The sequence below is a fragment of the Pantoea sp. X-Soil-YNGN-785 genome (assembly GCF_059730585.1).
In genome coordinates this window covers 3,628,664-3,647,535 of record NZ_AP035942.1, presented here as the reverse complement: position 1 = coordinate 3,647,535, position 18,872 = coordinate 3,628,664, and the positions used below count along the sequence as shown (strand labels likewise).

General features: G+C 55.6%; 18 protein-coding genes. 8 read left to right on the top strand and 10 right to left on the bottom strand.

The genetic code is table 11. From position 1 onward, the window contains the following. Window positions 1-222 precede the first annotated feature (222 nt). On the top strand, window positions 223-942 hold the full coding sequence (gene ompR / locus AC6I8E_RS17045) for an osmolarity response regulator transcription factor OmpR (protein ID WP_003853014.1): 720 nt from the start codon (window positions 223-225) through the stop codon (window positions 940-942). Beyond that, entirely contained in the window at window positions 939-2,306 is a 1,368-nt protein-coding gene (gene envZ / locus AC6I8E_RS17040) for a two-component system sensor histidine kinase EnvZ (RefSeq protein WP_013359293.1), read from the top strand. Before ompR ends, envZ begins: the two co-directional genes overlap by 4 nt. A gap of 39 nt (window positions 2,307-2,345) precedes the next feature. Here envZ and pckA read toward each other — a convergent pair whose 3' ends face one another. The 5 genes from pckA to AC6I8E_RS17015 all read right to left on the bottom strand — a co-directional run bounded on the left by pckA (window position 2,346) and on the right by AC6I8E_RS17015 (window position 8,504). Then, on the bottom strand, window positions 2,346-3,965 hold the full coding sequence (gene pckA, locus AC6I8E_RS17035; protein ID WP_013359292.1) for a phosphoenolpyruvate carboxykinase (ATP): 1,620 nt from the start codon (window positions 3,963-3,965) through the stop codon (window positions 2,346-2,348). 367 nt (window positions 3,966-4,332) lie between these two features. Further along, window positions 4,333-5,199, bottom strand: a complete 867-nt coding sequence (gene hslO, locus AC6I8E_RS17030; protein ID WP_497824250.1) for an Hsp33 family molecular chaperone HslO — start codon at window positions 5,197-5,199, stop codon at window positions 4,333-4,335. 50 nt (window positions 5,200-5,249) lie between these two features. Then, window positions 5,250-5,651: a ribosome-associated heat shock protein Hsp15 gene (gene hslR / locus AC6I8E_RS17025; protein ID WP_497824249.1), complete on the bottom strand. Its 402-nt coding sequence runs from the start codon at window positions 5,649-5,651 to the stop codon at window positions 5,250-5,252. Between the two features lie 13 nt (window positions 5,652-5,664). Further along, complete coding sequence (yrfG, locus tag AC6I8E_RS17020) at window positions 5,665-6,312, bottom strand: GMP/IMP nucleotidase (RefSeq protein ID WP_033784167.1); 648 nt, start codon at window positions 6,310-6,312, stop codon at window positions 5,665-5,667. A 56-nt stretch (window positions 6,313-6,368) separates the two neighbouring features. Continuing rightward, the gene (locus tag AC6I8E_RS17015; RefSeq protein ID WP_497824248.1) at window positions 6,369-8,504 is read right to left on the bottom strand and encodes an intracellular growth attenuator family protein; all 2,136 of its coding nucleotides are present in this window, start codon (window positions 8,502-8,504) and stop codon (window positions 6,369-6,371) included. A 391-nt stretch (window positions 8,505-8,895) separates the two neighbouring features. Between AC6I8E_RS17015 and nudE the strand changes: the two genes are divergently transcribed. After that, complete coding sequence (gene nudE / locus AC6I8E_RS17010) at window positions 8,896-9,459, top strand: ADP compounds hydrolase NudE (protein ID WP_033784164.1); 564 nt, start codon at window positions 8,896-8,898, stop codon at window positions 9,457-9,459. Window positions 9,460-9,509: 50 nt separating this feature from the next. Here the strand turns inward: nudE and AC6I8E_RS17005 are convergent, their stop codons facing one another. The 4 genes from AC6I8E_RS17005 to mrcA all read right to left on the bottom strand — a co-directional run bounded on the left by AC6I8E_RS17005 (window position 9,510) and on the right by mrcA (window position 14,989). Then, window positions 9,510-10,808: a cytosine permease gene (locus AC6I8E_RS17005; protein WP_497824247.1), complete on the bottom strand. Its 1,299-nt coding sequence runs from the start codon at window positions 10,806-10,808 to the stop codon at window positions 9,510-9,512. Between the two features lie 19 nt (window positions 10,809-10,827). Beyond that, window positions 10,828-11,517 (bottom strand): helix-turn-helix transcriptional regulator, encoded by a 690-nt coding sequence (locus AC6I8E_RS17000; protein ID WP_497824246.1) that lies wholly within the window; start codon window positions 11,515-11,517, stop codon window positions 10,828-10,830. A 24-nt stretch (window positions 11,518-11,541) separates the two neighbouring features. Beyond that, window positions 11,542-11,952, bottom strand: coding sequence for a GNAT family N-acetyltransferase (locus tag AC6I8E_RS16995; protein WP_497824245.1), 411 nt, complete (start codon window positions 11,950-11,952; stop codon window positions 11,542-11,544). A gap of 487 nt (window positions 11,953-12,439) precedes the next feature. Beyond that, on the bottom strand, window positions 12,440-14,989 hold the full coding sequence (gene mrcA / locus AC6I8E_RS16990) for a peptidoglycan glycosyltransferase/peptidoglycan DD-transpeptidase MrcA (protein WP_497824244.1): 2,550 nt from the start codon (window positions 14,987-14,989) through the stop codon (window positions 12,440-12,442). Window positions 14,990-15,106: 117 nt separating this feature from the next. Between mrcA and pilM the strand changes: the two genes are divergently transcribed. Genes pilM through hofQ form a run of 5 tightly spaced genes read left to right on the top strand, consistent with a single transcriptional unit; the run spans window position 15,107 to window position 18,528 of the window. Continuing rightward, window positions 15,107-15,913, top strand: coding sequence for a type IV pilus biogenesis protein PilM (gene pilM, locus AC6I8E_RS16985; protein WP_497824243.1), 807 nt, complete (start codon window positions 15,107-15,109; stop codon window positions 15,911-15,913). After that, the gene (locus AC6I8E_RS16980) at window positions 15,910-16,455 is read left to right on the top strand and encodes a PilN domain-containing protein (protein ID WP_497824242.1); all 546 of its coding nucleotides are present in this window, start codon (window positions 15,910-15,912) and stop codon (window positions 16,453-16,455) included. Before pilM ends, AC6I8E_RS16980 begins: the two co-directional genes overlap by 4 nt. Then, complete coding sequence (locus AC6I8E_RS16975) at window positions 16,448-16,945, top strand: HofO family protein (protein ID WP_195857622.1); 498 nt, start codon at window positions 16,448-16,450, stop codon at window positions 16,943-16,945. Before AC6I8E_RS16980 ends, AC6I8E_RS16975 begins: the two co-directional genes overlap by 8 nt. After that, window positions 16,935-17,318, top strand: a complete 384-nt coding sequence (locus AC6I8E_RS16970) for a HofP DNA utilization family protein (protein WP_497824241.1) — start codon at window positions 16,935-16,937, stop codon at window positions 17,316-17,318. The genes AC6I8E_RS16975 and AC6I8E_RS16970 overlap by 11 nt, the downstream gene beginning before the upstream one ends. Next, on the top strand, window positions 17,257-18,528 hold the full coding sequence (gene hofQ, locus AC6I8E_RS16965; protein WP_497824240.1) for a DNA uptake porin HofQ: 1,272 nt from the start codon (window positions 17,257-17,259) through the stop codon (window positions 18,526-18,528). Before AC6I8E_RS16970 ends, hofQ begins: the two co-directional genes overlap by 62 nt. Before the next feature lie 91 nt (window positions 18,529-18,619). Here hofQ and AC6I8E_RS16960 read toward each other — a convergent pair whose 3' ends face one another. Further along, the gene (locus tag AC6I8E_RS16960; protein ID WP_223811662.1) at window positions 18,620-18,793 is read right to left on the bottom strand and encodes a hypothetical protein; all 174 of its coding nucleotides are present in this window, start codon (window positions 18,791-18,793) and stop codon (window positions 18,620-18,622) included. Window positions 18,794-18,872: the final 79 nt, after the last annotated feature.

Below are 18,872 nucleotides of genomic sequence, written 5' to 3'. Positions count from 1 at the left end.
ATACAGAGAAACAGGGCCTTTTTTTCAGATTTGCCGTATCAGGGGCCGGGCAGGGGCAAATGGGTTAAAACAGGCCCGAAATCACCTTAATTCAAATATAAGCTCCTGTTTAATATGCTTTGTAACAATTTTGGCTAGAATATAAACCATTAATGACTGTCACTATAAGGCATCTTTTTTTAACAATGTTGGCTCAGGCAATAGCGCCTTTGGGAGTTGAAAATGCAAGAGAACTACAAAATTCTGGTCGTCGATGATGATATGCGTCTGCGTGCACTGCTTGAACGCTATCTCACCGAGCAGGGCTTTCAGGTGCGCAGTGTCGCTAATGCCGAGCAGATGGATCGTCTGTTAACCCGTGAATCCTTTCATCTGATGGTGCTCGATCTGATGTTGCCGGGCGAAGATGGCCTCTCTATCTGCCGTCGTCTGCGCAGTCAGAGCAACCCGATGCCCATTATCATGGTGACCGCCAAGGGCGAAGAGGTGGACCGTATCGTGGGGCTGGAGATCGGCGCTGACGACTACATTCCCAAGCCTTTCAACCCGCGTGAGCTGCTGGCGCGTATCCGCGCGGTGCTGCGCCGTCAGGCCAACGAACTGCCAGGCGCACCGTCGCAGGAAGAGGCGATTATCGCCTTCGGTAAATTCAAACTTAACCTCGGCACCCGCGAGATGTTCCGTGAAGATGAGCCGATGCCGCTGACCAGCGGTGAGTTTGCCGTGCTGAAAGCGCTGGTAAGCCACCCGCGTGAGCCGCTGTCCCGTGACAAGCTGATGAACCTGGCGCGTGGCCGTGAATACAGTGCCATGGAACGTTCGATCGACGTCCAGATCTCCCGCCTGCGTCGCATGGTGGAAGAGGATCCTGCGCATCCGCGTTATATTCAGACCGTCTGGGGTCTGGGCTATGTCTTTGTGCCGGACGGCAGTAAAGCATGAAGCGACTGCGCTTCTCGCCACGGAGTTCGTTTGCCCGCACCCTGCTGCTGATCGTTACCCTGCTGTTCGTCAGCCTGGTCACGACCTATCTGGTGGTGCTGAACTTCGCCATTCTTCCCAGCCTGCAACAGTTCAATAAGGTGCTCGCTTACGAAGTTCGTATGCTGATGACCGACCGGTTGCAGCTGGAAGATGGCACGCAGCTGGAAGTGCCCCCGGCGTTTCGCCGGGAAATCTACCGCGAACTGGGGATCTCGCTCTACACCAATGCAGCAGCAGAGGAGAGCGGATTGCGTTGGGCGCAGCACTATGAATTCCTGAGCGAGCAGATGGGGCAGCAGCTCGGCGGTCCGACCGATGTCCGGGTTGAGGTGAACAAAAACTCACCGGTGGTCTGGCTGAAAACCTGGCTGTCGCCCGATATCTGGGTGCGGGTGCCGCTGACGGAAATTCATCAGGGCGACTTCTCACCGCTGTTCCGCTATACCCTGGCGATTATGCTGCTGGCGATTGGCGGTGCCTGGCTGTTTATCCGCATTCAGAACCGACCCCTGGTGGATCTGGAGCACGCCGCTCTGCAGGTGGGACGCGGGATTATTCCGCCGCCGCTGCGTGAGTATGGCGCGTCAGAAGTGCGATCGGTAACGCGTGCCTTTAATCAGATGGCGGCCGGGGTGAAGCAGCTGGCGGATGACCGCACGCTGTTAATGGCGGGCGTCAGCCACGATTTGCGTACGCCGCTGACCCGTATTCGTCTCGCCACCGAGATGATGAGCGAGCAGGATGGCTATCTGGCCGAATCGATTAACAAAGATATCGAAGAGTGCAACGCCATCATCGAACAGTTCATCGACTACCTGCGCACCGGTCAGGAGATGCAGACCGAGCGCGCCGACCTGAACAGCGTGCTGGGTGAAGTGGTGGCGGCGGAAAGTGGCTACGAGCGTGAAATCGAAAATGCGGTGATGCCGGAAGAGTTAATGCTGGATATCAACCCGCTGTCGATTAAGCGCGCGCTGGCTAACCTGGTGGTCAACGCCGCACGCTACGGCAATGGCTGGATCAAGGTCAGCAGCGGACGGGAACTGCATCGCGCCTGGTTCCAGGTGGAAGATGATGGACCTGGCATCAAGCCGGATCAGCTGGCGCATCTGTTCCAGCCGTTTGTGCGGGGCGACAGCGCCCGCAGCACCAGCGGAACCGGTCTCGGCCTGGCGATTGTACAGCGGATTATCGATGCCCATCAGGGCTCGCTGGAGATTGGCGAAAGCGAACGTGGCGGGTTACGTATTCGTGCCTGGTTGCCGTTAGTGGAAACGATGGCGCTGAGTCACAACAATGGCAGTAACAGCATCTCAAACTGATAAACGCGGCGCGGCAGCATCACTGCCGCGCCGGTTCTTTTAGCGTTGCGGGCCGGCTTTCACCAGCGCAGCACCTGCGGCGTTATCTGTATACTTGTCGAAGTTATCAATAAAGCGCTGTGCCAGACCTTCGGCGGCAGCGGTCCACTTCTCTTCACTTTCCCAGCTACGACGCGGATCGAGCGTGTCACTGTCCAGCTCGCCCAGCGCAACCGGCATCTGCAGATTAAAGATTGGCAGCGTTTCTGTCGGTGCATCATCCAGCTCACCCGCCAGGATTGCATTGATAATGGCGCGGGTATTCTTCAGTGAGATGCGTTTGCCACTGCCGTTCCAGCCGGTATTGACCAGGTAAGCCTGCGCACCGGACGCCTCCATCCGCTTCACCAGCACTTCAGCGTACTGCGTCGGATGCAGCGTCAGGAATGCCGCGCCGAAACAGGCGGAGAAAGTCGGGGTCGGTGCTGTCACGCCACGCTCGGTGCCGGCCAGTTTGGCGGTGAAGCCTGACAGGAAATGATACTGCGTCTGCTCCGGCGTCAGACGTGAAACCGGTGGCAGCACGCCAAACGCATCGGCGGTCAGGAAAATCACCTTCTTCGCGTGGCCCGCTTTTGAGACCGGCTGCACGATATTGTCGATGTGATTAATCGGGTAGGAGACGCGGGTGTTCTCTGTTTTGCTGCCATCAGCGTAATCAACACTGCCATCTTCGCGCACTACCACGTTTTCCAGCAGCGCATTGCGGCGAATGGCGCGGTAGATCTCCGGCTCAGCCTGCTCAGAAAGATTGATGGTTTTGGCGTAGCAACCGCCCTCGAAGTTAAACACGCCATCATCGTCCCAGCCGTGCTCATCATCGCCGATCAACTGGCGGTCAGGATCGGTGGAGAGTGTGGTTTTGCCGGTGCCGGAGAGGCCGAAGAAGACCGCCACATCACCTGCTTTACCGACGTTAGCTGAACAGTGCATTGAGGCGATGCCTTTCAGCGGCAGCAGGTAGTTCATGATGGCGAACAGACCTTTCTTCATCTCGCCACCGTACCAGGTGCCGCCAATCAGCTGCATGCGTTCCGTCAGATTGAAGGCAACAAAGTTCTCCGAGTGCAGACCCTGCGCCTGCCAGTCCGGATTGGTGCATTTGGCCCCGTTCATCACCACAAAATCAGGCGTGAAGTCGGCCAGCTCAGCGTCTGTAGGCTGAATAAACATGTTTTTCACGAAGTGCGCCTGCCAGGCCACCTCGGTGACAAAACGAACGCTCAGACGTGAATCGGCATTGGCACCGCAGAAGGCATCCACCACAAACAGACGCTTGCCGGAAAGCTGGCGGGTCACGCAGCTTTTCAGTGCGTTCCAGGTCTCCTGTGACAGAGGCTGATTGTCGTTTTTGCCGGTGCCCTGGTCGTTCCACCACAGGGTATCGCGCGTGGTGTCGTCACGCACAATGTACTTATCCTTTGGCGATCGCCCGGTGAAAATCCCGGTGTCTACTGCAATCGCGCCGCTCTGCGTCAGGGTGCCACGAGCAAAACCTTCGAGGTCCGGGCGCGTCTCTTCCTGAAATAGCGTGTCGTAATCAGGGTTGTAAACCACTTCCGTGGTATCCACGATGCCCAAAGCGGCAAGGTCTTGCGAGGTCAGGCCGTTAACGCGCATTTTACTGCTCCTTAAATCGGTGTCTGTTCTGCAAAGCAGAGATAGGTTGGGATCGTGCCACCGGCTGTTGTATCGGGTGCGGTGAATCACTGACGGTTTACTGCGCGTCGTTACGACAGCCTGCAAAGATAACCGGGCTATTCAGGGCATCTGCCCCTGGCTTCCGGGCGTTTGCACGATCGCGCGCAGTTTACTCTTCTGCGTTAAGGGAAAAAGGGCAGTGATCTAAAAATGCGACTCAGGGCGCGTTAAGGCCATGTTTCGAACGTTTAAAAGATGTTATGAAAGTAAAAAAAGATAATTTGTCTGAAAAATTATGGGGATAGGCTGGGGAATCGAGAAGGGGCGGCAGACGCCGCCCGATTAATCAGTGCAGTCGGTCGTTATTCTCATGGGAGTGGCTGCGGATGGCGGCAATGTCTACTGCGTCAAACACGTAGTTTGAGCCGCAATAGTCGCAGTGCATGTCAATTTTGCCATCTTCCGCGATGATCTCATCCACTTCTTCCTGCGGCAGCGTGGTCAGCACTTCGCCACAGCGTTCGCGCGAGCAGGTGCACTTGTAGATCACCGGCTGCGGATCGTAGAGGGTGACCTCTTCCTGATGGTAAAGACGCCACAGCGCCTCATTGGCAGGGAGATCGATCAGCTCTTCCGTTTTAATGGTTTCGGTCAGGGTCGCCAGGTGCTCGAAGACCTCTTTCTCCGTGTCCTGCGCGGGCAGCACCTGCAGCAGAATACCGGCAGCGCCTTTGTCGCTGGTGCGGATAAACAGACGCGTGGGCAGCTGCTCGGAGCGCATGAAGTAATCTTCCAGGCACGCCGCGAGGGTGTCACCTTCCAGCCCGACCACGCCCTGATAACGCTCACCTTTTTCAGGGGAGATGGTGATCACCAGATAGCCATTGCCGACCATGCTTTTCAGGGTGCTGTCGTCCGCGATGTCGCCTTTGATACGTGCGACGCCGCGCAGCTCCTGGTTGTTGTTACAGTTGATCACCGCCAGCGACAGCGGACCGTCACCCTGCAGCTGCACGGTGATTTCGCCATCGAACTTCAGCGTAGCGGTCAGCAGGCTGGTGGCGACCAGCATCTCACCCAGCAGCGTTTTAACCGGTGCCGGATAGTCGTGGTTCTTCACGGTTTCACGCCAGGTGTCAGAGACGTTCACCAGCTCGCCGCGCACGGCGGCATTTTCAAACAGATAACGGTGCAGTTGATCCTGGACTGACATATTTTTTTCTCTCACTGGAACGGGGCGATGGTGCGTCAGCGAAGACGGCGTTATTCATCGCCCGATAATTTAAACTTCATCAAATCGCGACGCTCTTTTTTGTCAGGTCGCCGATCGGGATGGGGCATAGTCAGCGCATTCATCTTGCGCGCCTGCGCCATTTTTTCGCGTTTTTCAATGCTGGCATCGGTTTCGTGATAGAGCTGCTGGGCTTCGCTGGCGGGACGGCGCTGCGCGGTGATACCCGCCACCACCACGGTGCGTTCATCATTGCCCTGACGCAGTGTCAGTTCCGCATTCATTTCTACCACTTTGCCGGGTTTGCTGCGCTGGCCGTTGTAATGCACCTTGCCGCCTTCAATCATTTCCCGCGCCATCGCCCGGGTTTTGTAGAAGCGCGCGGCCCACAGCCACTTGTCGAGGCGGACCTCTTCGCTGCTTTTCTCTTTCATTGCTGCTCCTGACTCAGATCAGCGTCCGGTAATCGTCCGTGGCGCGGTGACGCTGAAAGATTTGTTCAGGACGACCCGAATCGGGATTCTTAACGCCTAAACACCAGCCGATGCCCCATAACGTTGCAGCATCCAGAATCACTTCGCTATCGTCGATAAACAGCGTGCGCGGCGCAGAAAAGCCGGTGTGCTGTTGTACCGCGTGCCATAAACGCGGGTCTTCTTTCGGATACCCAAAGGTATGGGTGGAAAGTAATAAATCAAGGTGCGGCGCTAAACCTGTCTGCGCCAGTTTGACGTCCAGATTGTAAGGATGCGCGTTGGTCAGCAGAATCGTGGACTTTCCGGCGCGACGCAGGGCCTGCAAAAAAGGCAGCGTATCGTCACGCAGTGCGATCCGGCTGCGCATCGCCCAGGTCATGGCACGGATGTCCAGCGACAGCGCCTCTGCCCAGTAATCCAGACAATACCAGTTTAGCGTATGGGCGACGGCCTGATACTTTTCCGTGATGATCGCGTCGGCTTCTGCACGGGTGATGTCGCGTTGCTGGCTGAGCTGTTCAGGGACATGCTCCAGCCAGAAGTGGCGATCGAATGCCAGATCCAGCAGCGTGCCATCCATGTCAAGCAGCACGGTATCAATCTCAGACCAGTTGAGCATCGTAGTGTCAGACCCTGTAAAAAACCGGGCGACAGGGTAGCACAGAAGGGCAGGGCTCAGAATATCGAGCGCACGCTCTGCAAAGTGCCGAGGTTATGGTTGAAACACTTGTCGTAGTATTGCTGGATATCGATCATGCGCTGGCGATTACGGTGCATGCGACGCAGCGCCAGCAGTCCGTTGATCACGCCGCAGGTCAGCAGCACCAGCAGCAGCAATACGGTGCCGAGATAGCGCCACTGCGCCATAGCGTCCGGTTCATTGTGCAGCATGATGTGACGTGTGCCGTTGGCATCGGTAGAAATGCCAGTAATGATGCCGCTGGCGCTGAACGGCGTGTGCAGCAGCATGGCAGAAATACGTTGCAGCTCGTGCCACTGAGAGGGTGGATCAAGATCAAACAGTGACACGGTGGGCTGTGGCTGATTCACCAGCTGGCGACCCTCGTCGCTAACGATCAGGAATCCCCCTGGCGGCGGGCTGTTGAGATTTTCTGCCGCACGACGGGTTTCACGGAAAAAGAAGGTCGAGGTGGCGGTATTGACCAGATTTTCCAGCGCTTCGGCGCTTACCGGCCGCAGCAGCACATTCATGCCGTTGAGCTGACCGGAATCTGCCCGGCGCATCAGCGCTTCCCAGTCTTTAGCATTGCCCAGGTTCACCAGCGCATTTTTCAGGCGCATACAGTCCTGCGGCTGATTGCAGAGATCCTGCGTTTTCATCACCAGATCGGAGAAATCATCCAGCAGAATCATGCCGGACTTCTGAATCGCGGACGCCAGCTGTGGATTGAGTTTGGGATCGGTATTGGTTTCCGGATGCAGCTGCTTTGTCGTGGTATCCAGCAGCGCCGCGGCTTTGTCTATGATGTCAGATTGTGGCTGCGGCAATGGCATGGCGTTATTCCAGTAGACCGCCGAGCAGTCAAACGGCATATAGGCGTAACTGCGGTTGCTCTGGTAGTTGTCCGGCACGGAACACATGCCAGTGCCACTCACTTTGAGGTTGTCGCCAATATTCAGCGGCACGCTGCTGAGTTTATCGACGCTGTTGACCTCCAGACTATCCGTGCCTCTGGCCCAGGCCAGACTGAGCTTAATCGGCATACCCAGCGGGATCCAGGTGACCAGCATGGTCAGCACCATCAGCGAACCACAGGCCAGCACCACGTTTTTCCGCCAGCGCTGGATAGGGAAGTTTTTGACTTCATCCTGCAGCGACAGGAAACGTCCCTGACGCACCACCTGGCGGTTGAGGTAGATTTCGACATCCGTCACCTGACCGAGATCGTGTGCCACATAGGGCTGCCAGTGCGGGGGATAGGCCAGGTCAATAATCCCCAGCGTAATGTTGCTCTGCTCCTGATTAGATTCGCTGAACAGGCCCCAGCGCTTTGGCGCGCCGCGCAGGCAGTGAATATCACGCAATCCGCGCTCACCGGGAATACGATAGAGCAGCCACAGACTGGCCGCGATCGTGACTGCGCCCGTCAGTACCAGCCAGATCATTAGTGTGGTGGGCACTAGCAGGCTGAAGAAAAAGAGTAAGAAGGCAAGGGAGATCATCACCGCTTCACGCGTGCCGTCTGGCCGTGACAGCCGATACTCTTCCGCTGTCTCTTTGCGCACCTGCAGCAGTTCGACATTTTCCGTTTCTGCTTTGCGGATAGAGGCGTTGGTCGACACCGGGCGCATCAGTGTTGGCAGCGATTGCTGGTCGACCGCGTAATCCACCAGCGAGTGGCCGTTCAGTGAGATTACCAGCGGAATGGACTGGGTGCGGATTAACTCAACGTAGTTTTCGTCGGTGATGTACTGTTCCCACAGCGGCGGCAGATGAACTTCAACTTCATCCAGATAGTAGCGCCATTTATGGGGATCGTCAGTCGAGAGGCCATAGCGGGTAATGGCGCGGGTAACCGGATAGACATTGCTGCTCTGCGCCGTGAGTGTCAGACGTTCAGGCGCGCTGCGCTTATCGGTAGTCAGCGTGGTACGGGGCTGCTTTTCCAGCGCGGCGACATATTTATCGACCGCCTCACGCTCCTGGGCAGAAAGTTTACGGCAGGGCGGACTGATGAATGGCAGCGGTTTCGCCAACGGCGGGCGATGCCGCATAGCGTACCAGAACCCAATACCTGCCAGGATTGAACAGGTCAGCACTATGGCCAGGATCATAAAGATTGTGCTCATGCTCTGCTCAATTCAGCCAAAATGCTGCCTTCACTTTAAACTTTCGCCTCCGGTTATGCTCACTATAAAAGAGGCATTCCGGAAGATTATATAACCCTGAGGAGTCAGACACCCGATGAAATAGTGCCAGCGTATATCTTATTGGCATTTGTTAAACCCTGCCTTGTCCGAATGGTAACTGGCACAGACTGGATTAAATATCGGTATTATCTGAAACTTATCGCAGCATATTGACTAATGCAAATTTAGTCTTAACTGATCACCAAAGGCTGTTATTCAATCGCTGTAATCTATGCAACGATAACGTCATTGCCTGACTGTCGCACAATTGCCTTTGGTTAGGTATGCTAATTCGCTCCAGATAGCCGACGCAGAATAATTTGAGGCTGATATGAAAATTCCAAAAAAACCCGACATCCTCAATATCACCGCCGTGGCACGTTCACGGTTATTCACTATTGAGTCGGTCGATCTGGCTTTCAGCAATGGGGCGCATCGCGTTTATGAGCGGATGAAGCCCTCTGAGCGTGAAGCGGTGATGATTGTGCCGATTATTGATGACCATCTGATCCTGATTCAGGAGTATGCCGTCGGACTGGAAACTTACGAGCTGGGTTTTCCGAAAGGGCTGATCGATGCAGGTGAAACCGTGAATGAAGCGGCGGTGCGCGAACTGAAAGAAGAGGTGGGTTTTGGTGCCGAACAGCTGACCACGCTGGGTAAGCTCACAATGGCCCCCTCCTATTTTTCCAGCAAGATGAATATTGTGATAGCGGAAGGTCTCTACGCCGAAAAGCTGGAAGGCGATGAGCCGGAGCCGCTGATTGTCCACCGCTGGCCGCTGAGCGATATGCTGTCGCTGCTGGACGAACCCGATTTCCGCGAAGCACGCAATGTCAGTGCGCTGTTTATGGCGCGCGAATGGCTGGTGAAACAGGGGCGGCTGAATTACTGAAGCGTAACGGCTGAGAAAAGAAACGCGCCTGCCACAGGCGCGTTTTTGCTTTATTCAGCAGTAACTTTTTCCTGTAAGGACGATGATCGCTTTAAGAGTGGCGCGGTCAGCAGGTAAATGACACACGCGACAAGAATTGAATTAAGCACCGGTACGCCGCGCTCAACCAGCAGACCCGTGGCTGCACCTGCGACGCTGGCGATCAGCGCGGGCCAGCCAATAAGCTGGGAGGTTGCCGGTAAGGCATCGCTGGTACGACTGAGCGCCAGCGTCTGTCGGTCAGTTTTCAGTACGTAATAGTCAACGATCATTACGCCCAGTATCGGCGGGAAGATGACGCCCAGCAGTTCCAGAAAATCGACAAAACGATCAAGAATCCCGAACACTGAACAGAGTGTACCGAGCAGCCCCAGCAGCAGCGTAATCATCTGATAACGCGGTTTATAGCCGGTCACGCCTTCAATCGCGTTAGCGATGCCCAACGTGGATGAATAGAGATTCAGGTCATTGATGCGCAGGGTAGAAAAAACGACAGCCAGCAAACCCAGTGAACTGGTGGTTTGCGTAATAATCGCGATGATATCTGATGTCTGCAATTCTCTGGCGATAAGAATCGCTACGCCATTGACCCCATATTCGCCCGCCAGAATGGTCAGCAGCGTGATGGCAAACACATCTTTGCCGTGACGTGAGAAGCGCGTCAGGTCAGGCGTCATCAGGCTGGCAAGAATTGCGCCGCCAATCACCATGGTCATCGCGGCGCTTATGGTAATGGCCTGGCTGGCGATAACCGGCGGTATATTCTGGCCAGACTGGCTGTGAAATGCGTGCCAGAAAATCCAGCCGACCAGCGCGATGAAAAGCGGAACCGCAATGCGTGCGGTAAAGCGTAGCGCCTTAAAGCCAAAGGTAACCAGTAACGTCAACACGGTACCTGAGAGTGCGGCCGACTCTGCAAAGCTGAGCTTGCCATTCAGGGCATAGCTCAGCGATCGGGCAAACACCGCGTTCTGAATGCCGAACCATCCCAGCAGGCTGACCGCGACCAGCAGGCCAATCAGCACAGAGCCGTGGCGACCAAAACCACACCAGCGCGCCAGCAAGCTCCCCGGCAGTCCCTCGCGCATTCCTGCATAGCCGAGCGCAAAGGTCAGCACGCCAAACAGCAGGCTGGCCAGCGTGATTGCGGTAAACGCCTCTGCCAGCGTCATGCTGTTGCCCAGAACCGCGCCGAGCATAAACTGATCCAGCGCAGTCAGCATACCCATATGCACAATAGCGACGCTCAGCAGTGAGAGCCGTTTGTTTGCCGGGACAGGGCTCAGTGGATAATCATCAAATTTACTCACGACAGGGTTTCCTTACCGTTTATATATAAATAACGCCTGTGCTGAGAAACCGCTCTGGCAGATAATTCTCCAGTGACTCCGCACGGCAGTAGCTTTCAAATTGTTGTAGCGAATGCACACCCGCTTTTTGATACAGCGTGGTGATGCGATTACCGACAGTTTTTACGCTGAGGTTATAGATGCGGGCGATCTCTTTTGCGCTGAAGCGCCGTAGCAGCAGAAAAATGACATCCAGCTCGGCGGGGGTGAACAGGGCATGTTCCAGACGCGTCGTCAGTACAGAGGATTTTCTGGGGTCGATAAAGATCATTGCCGTAAGGTTATCAACCGGACGAGCATTCCAGATGCAGCCCAGCCACTGATTTCGATTGTCGAAAACAGGGTATTTTTCACTGATAAACGGGGTGAGATAATTGTTGCCATACCAGTAATGGGTTTCAATCACGGCTACGCAACGGTTATTCAATTTTACCTGTTGATCGTGATCGCAGAATTCATCGGCGCAATCACTCCAGCGCGTGGGAAACTCACAGTCTTTTTTTCCCTCTAATAAATAACTTTTAGGCGTAGCAGTATACAATTTCGCAGCTTCATTCATATAAAGATGCTGCGATGCAGCATTCTTAAAACCCCAGGGCGTTGGTAATAAATCCATGGTGGTGGCGAATGCAGAAATGAATTCATCGATACTACGGTATGGGCTGTCCATGGCGCCTCGCTGAAAGCGTTCAGATTATAATCTTTTTGCCAGATAATAACGTGCGTAGCGCTGCGCATAGCCATCCTGTTCGCCATAAACGCGATAACCCAGCTTTTCGTAGAAACCACGCGCCTGAAAACTTAACGTGTCAACGACGGACATATGGCAGCCTCGATTTCGTGCTTCCTCTTCCGCCGTCTGCATCAGCTGACGTCCGGTACCAAGCAGGCGCCAGGCATCATCTATCCAGAGGTAGTGAATATCCAATGTGCCGCACCAGGTATGGGCTAACAGGCCACCCTGGATATTTTGCTGATCGTCATACAGGATAACATTCAGCGTTTTCATGTTAATGTCAGCAAAGCGTCCATTATGCTGCCAGAGTCGCTGAATAATATATTCTTCGGTTTTGGGGTCTTGCGTATGGCCCACTTTAATTTCCATATACAAAATATCCATAGGTGATTAAATCAAATTAGAGGTTTTTTGAGCTTTCTATTCTTATCATGATGATAAGCGATGCGCAAGAGTTAGTATTCCTCCTGTTATTTATCGTAATTAACAGTACGCTGGTAACCGTTGTTTGTTTGATATGCCAATAATTATATTTGCTGGCACCAGGGAAGACTAAGCTAATCATAGCAATATAATAACTATATTATTTTTTTCGGTTCACTTACTGAATCGCTTAATACACATTGCTTTATATTGTCAGACTCAATTAATGCCGATCGCTCAGAGTGATCGGCATTTTTCTCAGCAACAGATGATGCTTTCTTCGGTTTTTACCTTTCTTATTTCCCGCCCCGACTGACTGAGCCGCGCAGGTACGCAAAGCATCGCCTGTTTCGTCAGGATAAACGGGCCGATAAAAAAGGCTGGTCACCTTACAGTGACCAGCCTCAGACAATTTAAATTGATGGATATCACATCAGAACAGCTCGTGACTCTCGCCGTTATCCATAATCGTCGTACCCACATCATGCACCGAATATTCGGTTGGCTGGGTGCCATTGATGAAGTACTCCTGACGGGTGTTGCCACCGCCATTGGCCAGCTTGCCGGTGCTGCGGTCGATAGTCACTGTGATCACGCCATCCGGCGGGGTTAACGGCTGTACCGGCACACCGTCCAGCGCGCTCTTCATGTACTCATCCCATGCCGGTTGTGCACTCTTCGCACCACCTTCATAGCCCGAAATCTGATCGGGAATCGCACCGGAGAGCGTGCTGCGGCCCAGATTGCGGCGCGCATCATCAAAACCGATCCAGACTGACGTCACCACGCCAGGGCCGTAACCCGAGAACCAGGCGTCTTTCGAGCTGTTGGTGGTACCGGTTTTGCCGCCGATATCATTACGCTTGAGGTCACGCCCGGCACGCCAGCCGGTTCCCATCCAGCCCGGTTCGCCAAAGATATTACTGTTCAGCGCGCTCTTAATCAGGAAGGTGAGTGGGGTATTGATCACGTGCGGCGCATATTGCTGCTCACCCTGCTGTGCCTGCGCAGGAACCTGCTCCAATTCAGGCTGAGGAACCGCCTGATTCTGGTTGTTATTTGAAGCAGCAACGTTCTCGACGCTCTCTTCATTCAACGCCAGCGCTTTTTTGGTCTCACCGTAGATGACCGGCAGATTGCACTGTGGACAGGCGATCTTCGGTTTCTCTTCAAATACGGTGCCGCCCTGTTCATTCTCAATTTTGGTAATGAAGTAAGGATCGACCAGGAAGCCGCCATTCGCCATTACGGAGTAGCCGCGTACCACCTGTAACGGTGTGAATGAGGCTGCACCCAATGCCAGCGACTCGGTGTGCACAATGTTCTGAGCCGGGAAACCAAAGCGCTGCAGATACTCTGCGGCGTAGTCTACGCCCATCGCACGCATCGCACGTACCATGACGACGTTTTTCGACTGGCCGAGTCCCTGACGCAGACGAATCGGACCATCATACGTTGGCGGTGAGTTCTTCGGACGCCAGTCCGCACCGGCACCCGCATCCCAGCGGGAAATCGGCACATCGTTAAGGATGGAAGCGAGCGTCAGGCCGCGATCCATGGCGGCGGTATAGAGGAAAGGCTTAATGTTAGAACCGACCTGGCGCAGCGCCTGGGTCGCACGGTTAAACATGCTCTGGTTAAAGGCGAAACCGCCGACCAGCGCGCGCACCGCACCATCATTCGGGTCCAGCGAGACCAGCGCCGAGTTCACATCCGGCATCTGGCCCAGCCACCAGTCGTCACCCACTTTACGCACCCAAATCTGCTGGCCTGCCTGCAGGACCTGCGTCACGCTTTTCGGCGTCGGGCCCTGCACGGTGTCAGACTTATAAGGACGTGCCCAGCGCACACCCGCCAGTGCCAGCGACACATTGCTGCCATCTTTCAGCATCACGGTCGCTTCATCGCTGCGTGCTTCTGTGACCACGGCCGGATGCAACGGTCCATAGACCGGCAGCGGCTTCAGCGCCTTCTCAATCTTCGTCTGATCCCAGGCAGGTTCACCCACTTTCCACAGCACGCTGGTCGGGCCGCGATAGCCATGACGCATATCGTAAGCCATGACGTTATTGCGCACCGAGGTCTGAGCGGCTTCCTGCAGACGGCGGGTGACAGTGGTGTAAACCTTGTAACCGTCGGTATAGGCATTGTCGCCGTAGCGTTTCACCATCTCCTGACGCACCATCTCGCTGAGATAGGGAGCAGAGAAGGCGATTTCCGGACCGTGATACTTCGCCACCAGCGGCGTATTGCGTGCCTCGTCATACTGCTGCTGCGTGATGTAATGCTGATCCAGCATACGCGCCAGTACTACGTTGCGGCGTGACAGGGCGCGGCTCGGTGAATAAAGCGGGTTAAAGGTGGACGGCGCTTTTGGCAGACCGGCAATCATCGCCATCTCACTCAGCGACAGCTGGTCAACCGGCTTACCAAAATAGACCTGCGAAGCTGCACCGACGCCATAAGCACGGTAGCCGAGGTAGATCTTATTCAGGTAGAGCTCAAGAATTTCATCTTTGTTCAGCAACTGCTCAATGCGGATCGCCAGGAACGCTTCCTTTATTTTACGCATCAGAGTGCGTTCCGGGCTCAGGAAGAAGTTACGGGCCAGCTGCTGAGTGATGGTACTGGCACCCTGTGAGGCGTGACCGGAAACCAGCGCAATGCTGGCCGCACGGAAAATACCCACCGGGTCAACACCATGGTGCTCATAGAAACGGCTGTCTTCGGTCGCAATAAACGCTTTCACCATCACAGGTGGCACTTGCTGCAGAGTCAAAGGGATACGGCGCATTTCGCCATACTGGGCGATCAAATCGCCATCGGCGCTGTAAACCTGCATCGGGGTTTGCAGACGCACATCTTTCAGCGTGTTTACGTCGGGCAGCTGTGGCTCTATGTATTTGTATAAACCATAAATCGAGCCAGCTCCCAACAGGATGCAACACACTGCAAGGATCAATAAATACTTTACGAACTTCACCTGGAATTTCCCATCTCTTGTCGTTTGAGCAGTTTATAAACAACCGCGCGGTAGTATAAAGGCAAGCCAGACGCTTTGATATGTCCATCTTTCCCGGACGATAAGGAGATCGCGCGCATGGCTTTTCATACCTGGCAAATTGGGCTGGATATTCAGAATAGGCAGATTTGTGCCCTGGCCCTCCAGCCTCGTCGTGATGGCTGGCAGCTACGCCACTGGTGGCAGCAGCGGCTGCCGCAAGATACGTTAAGAAACGGCGTGCTGCAATCTTCGCCTGAATTACTGGCAACCTTAACGGCCTGGCGTCAGCGGTTGCCGCGTCGTTACTCGCTGCGTGTCGCGCTGCCCGCCCGGCTGGTACTGCAGCGCCAGCTTCCCCTGCCCGCACAGTCGCTCAATGAGCCTGCGCTGGGGCACTACGTGCAGGCGGCCGCGCGCCGTCTCTTTCCGCTGGAGCCTGCTGCGCTGGCACTGGATTACCGCACGGATGCACAGAGCGGTCAGCTCTGCGTCACGGCGGCCCGGCTGGAGATTATAGACCAGTGGGCAGCGCCACTGTTGCAGGCGGGATTAAAGCCGCAGGTGTTCGAGCTGACTACCGAAGCGCTCAGGCGGCTGGCCCGCCAGGCCGCGCTGCAGGAGGGTGCGGTACTGGTGCTGCAGCAGGATAACCGCTGGCTCTGGAGCGATGTGCATACCGCGGCTGACAACGGCGAAGCTGCCACGCTTGCGGCACTACAGCAGCAGGCCTTCCCCGATGCCCGTTCTGTCGTCTGGTGCTCAGCCGATAATTCTGCGCTGCCCGCTGGCGCCCGCGCGTTTTCCCCTTTTGATCTGTTCCATTATAAACAGCCGCCGTTACCGGAAAATCCGGGTGCCTTTGCGCTGGCGGCCGGGCTGGCGCTGCGCGACGGAGATCAATGATGGTCGCAGTGAATCTGTTGCCGTGGCGGCAGCGCCGTCAGCAGCAGCAGCGGCGACAGAGCCTTGTCGTGCTGTCACTGATGCTGAGTGCTGTTCTGGTGGGAGTCATGCAGCAAAGCTGGCGCATCTGTCAGGCGCGTGAGCAGGTGGCGCAGACGGGCAGGGTACAGCAGCAGGCGCTGGAAAACCTGGACGCGCAGCTGGCGCAGCAAAAGACATTACTGGCACAGCGCACGGCAGTGCAAAAACAGCAGGCGAAGCAGCGCCAGAAGGCATTGCAACTGACCGCATGGCATCAGTTCTGGCTCGATTTACCCGCGTTACTGCCTGACACCGCCTGGCTGACCCGGCTGGAGAAGCGCGACAATCGTCTCACGCTGGAGGGGCTGGCGCAGGATATGGCGGCGGTCCGGCAGTTCCGTGAGCAGTTAACCACCGTCGCGCTGTTTGGTCAGGTGAGGCAGGGCAGCGTTAAGCGTCAGGCTGATAGTCATTATCGCTTTTCACTGCGGGCAGAGGTGAAGGAGGTGACTGATGAATGAGTGGTGGGATCGCTGGTGGCAGATGGCTGCACTTCCGCGTTACGGCATGCTCGCTGCCGTCTCAGCCAGCCTGTTACTGATCTCATGGGTTTTCTGGTTGCGGCCACAGCAGCAGACGCTGATCGCTGAACAGCAGAAACTGTTGCAGTTGAACCGTACCCTGGAACAGCGGCGGCGGCAGTGGGGCCAGAACCCGGATATAGCGCAGTTGCAGGCGCAGCTGCAGTCGATGCAGACCGCCAGATCTGCACCGGGTGCATCGGGCCGGGCAGTGGAAGCGATGCTGGCGGCACGGCGTCATCAGCTGGAAGAGTGGCAGCCGGATTATCCTTCACGCACGCTGACCCTGCATCTGCAGTGGCCGGCGTTTCAGTCACTTTTTGCCGAGCTTGCCGATGCTTCCCTGACGTTTCCGGTGCATTTCCAGCTGCTGGCGCAGCCGCAGTATCTGGTGGCTCAACTCTGGCTGGAGCCCGACGATGCGCAATAGCCTGCTGATTTTACTGCTGTGCTGTGGCGGTGTGCTGGCACGTGATCCGTTCCGGCCTGTTGCCGGTTCGATTTGTGAGGCGCTCGTGGAGCCGCTTACCGGCTGGCGTCTGCAGGGGATCATTGGCCATGAGACGGATTTTCATGCCTGGCTGCTAAACCCGCAGGGTGAGAGCGTCGCAGTCCGCACAGGCAAGCCATTTCCCCTGTCGCCCTGGCAACTCGCTGAGATGACCCGCCGCAGCCTCTCCTTAGCGGTACCGAATAGCTGCACTGCACAACAGACTTCGTTTTACTTAAAAGGACGTTCGCATGAAAAGGATAGCTACTCTGCTGCTGCTCATAAGCTGCCTGCTGCCGGTTTACGCCGCTGATGAGGAGCCTCTCAGCCTGACATTTGATAACGCGCCGGTAGCGCGCATTTTACAGGCGCTGGCTGACTATCAGCAGATCAACCTGATGATAGCGCCAGAGGTGGAAGGGTCGTTATCGCTGCGGCTTGATAACCTGCCGTGGCATCAGGCGCTGGACCTGGTAGCGCGCATGGCAAAGCTGACGCTGATAGAACAGGATAATGTGCTGCTGGTCTATCCGGAGAGCTGGCAGCAGGCTCAGCAGCAGGCACGGGAAGCGGAGCAGCAGGAAAAGTTGCAGCAGACGCCTTTGCAGCAGCGCGCCGTGATATTGCGCTATGCCAGCGCCAGCGAGGTGCATGCCAGCCTGCTGACTGAACGGCAGTCGCTGATGACACCGCGCGGTAGCGTGACGGTCGATAAACGCACTAACGCCCTGTTACTGCGCGATACGGCGGCGGCTTTGAAAGAGACGGAACGCTGGATACGGGCGCTGGACCTGCCACTGGAGCAAATCGAGCTATCGGCGCATATCGTCACCATCAGCGAAGAACATCTGCAGGAGCTGGGCGTGAAGTGGGGATTGCAGGCGGGTGACGCCGCCGTGACAGACATCCTGCATCATCCCCGGCTGGATATTCCGCTGGCGGTGAGTTCACCCGGCATCAGCGTGGGTATGGCGCTGGCGCGCATCGGCGGTCAGCTGCTGGATCTGGAATTAAGTGCGCTGGAGCAGGAGAACCAGATTGAAATCATCGCCAGTCCGCGCCTTTTTACTTCACATCAGCAGACCGCGTCGATTAAGCAGGGCACGGAGATACCTTATGAAGTGTCGGCGGGAAACAGCGGTGCCACCAGTATTGAGTTTAAAGAAGCGGTGCTGGGCATGGAGGTAACACCGACGATTTCCGGGAATGGCCGCATCCAGCTGAAGATCCATATCAGTCAGAACATGCCGGGTCGCAGCATCAGAACCGGCGACAGTGACATATTATCCATCGATAAACAGGAAATTGAGACGCAGGTCACGGTCAGTGACGGGCAAACACTGGCGTTAGGGGGTATCTTTCAGCAGCAGCGCAGTCACGGAGAGAATAAAGTGCCACTGCTGGGAAATGTGCCGCTGATTGGCGGGTTGTTTCGTCAGCAATCGGAGCAGCGCAAAAAAAGAGAGCTGGTGATCTTCATAACGCCGCGATTGGTCAGGGAAGCAGCGCTTACGGCTGGATAAAACGGAAAATGCGTCCCTTAAGGCCATCTGCGTTGACGCAGGAGAGGAATTAGCTTACAAGGTTTAGCGATTTTCAATACGGTGTAACCGTCTATGCAGGGTAAATCCCGGCAAACAGATCAGAAAACTCCTCTGTAAGCAGCGTTGTAAAGACGCAGCGCTGGCGCGTTACAGTTTCGCGAACACAGGCCAATTCAGAAATGGATGTGCTGAAGGCAATATAATCGGTTGCCAAACAGCCTTGAGTGTTGAGATAATTTTTCATCTGACTCTTGCTAACGCTCATGAGGTCTCAGTTCCTGTCCCGCCAGCAAATGCTGAACGCGGGGTATCATTAACGAATT

Bases quoted from the DNA above. Each gene is read 5' to 3' on its own strand.
- AC6I8E_RS17015 (WP_497824248.1), bottom strand. From the start codon at position 8,504: ATGAGCACAATCTTTATGATCCTGGCCATAGTGCTGACCTGTTCAATC.
- pilM (WP_497824243.1), top strand. From the start codon at position 15,107: ATGGCTTTTCATACCTGGCAAATTGGGCTGGATATTCAGAATAGGCAG.
- envZ (WP_013359293.1), top strand. From the start codon at position 939: ATGAAGCGACTGCGCTTCTCGCCACGGAGTTCGTTTGCCCGCACCCTG.
- ompR (WP_003853014.1), top strand. From the start codon at position 223: ATGCAAGAGAACTACAAAATTCTGGTCGTCGATGATGATATGCGTCTG.
- AC6I8E_RS17000 (WP_497824246.1), bottom strand. From the start codon at position 11,517: ATGGACAGCCCATACCGTAGTATCGATGAATTCATTTCTGCATTCGCC.
- hslO (WP_497824250.1), bottom strand. From the start codon at position 5,199: ATGTCAGTCCAGGATCAACTGCACCGTTATCTGTTTGAAAATGCCGCC.
- AC6I8E_RS16995 (WP_497824245.1), bottom strand. From the start codon at position 11,952: ATGGAAATTAAAGTGGGCCATACGCAAGACCCCAAAACCGAAGAATAT.
- pckA (WP_013359292.1), bottom strand. From the start codon at position 3,965: ATGCGCGTTAACGGCCTGACCTCGCAAGACCTTGCCGCTTTGGGCATC.
- yrfG (WP_033784167.1), bottom strand. From the start codon at position 6,312: ATGCTCAACTGGTCTGAGATTGATACCGTGCTGCTTGACATGGATGGC.
- AC6I8E_RS16980 (WP_497824242.1), top strand. From the start codon at position 15,910: ATGATGGTCGCAGTGAATCTGTTGCCGTGGCGGCAGCGCCGTCAGCAG.
- nudE (WP_033784164.1), top strand. From the start codon at position 8,896: ATGAAAATTCCAAAAAAACCCGACATCCTCAATATCACCGCCGTGGCA.
- hofQ (WP_497824240.1), top strand. From the start codon at position 17,257: ATGAAAAGGATAGCTACTCTGCTGCTGCTCATAAGCTGCCTGCTGCCG.
- AC6I8E_RS16960 (WP_223811662.1), bottom strand. From the start codon at position 18,793: ATGAAAAATTATCTCAACACTCAAGGCTGTTTGGCAACCGATTATATT.
- hslR (WP_497824249.1), bottom strand. From the start codon at position 5,651: ATGAAAGAGAAAAGCAGCGAAGAGGTCCGCCTCGACAAGTGGCTGTGG.
- AC6I8E_RS16970 (WP_497824241.1), top strand. From the start codon at position 16,935: ATGCGCAATAGCCTGCTGATTTTACTGCTGTGCTGTGGCGGTGTGCTG.
- AC6I8E_RS16975 (WP_195857622.1), top strand. From the start codon at position 16,448: ATGAATGAGTGGTGGGATCGCTGGTGGCAGATGGCTGCACTTCCGCGT.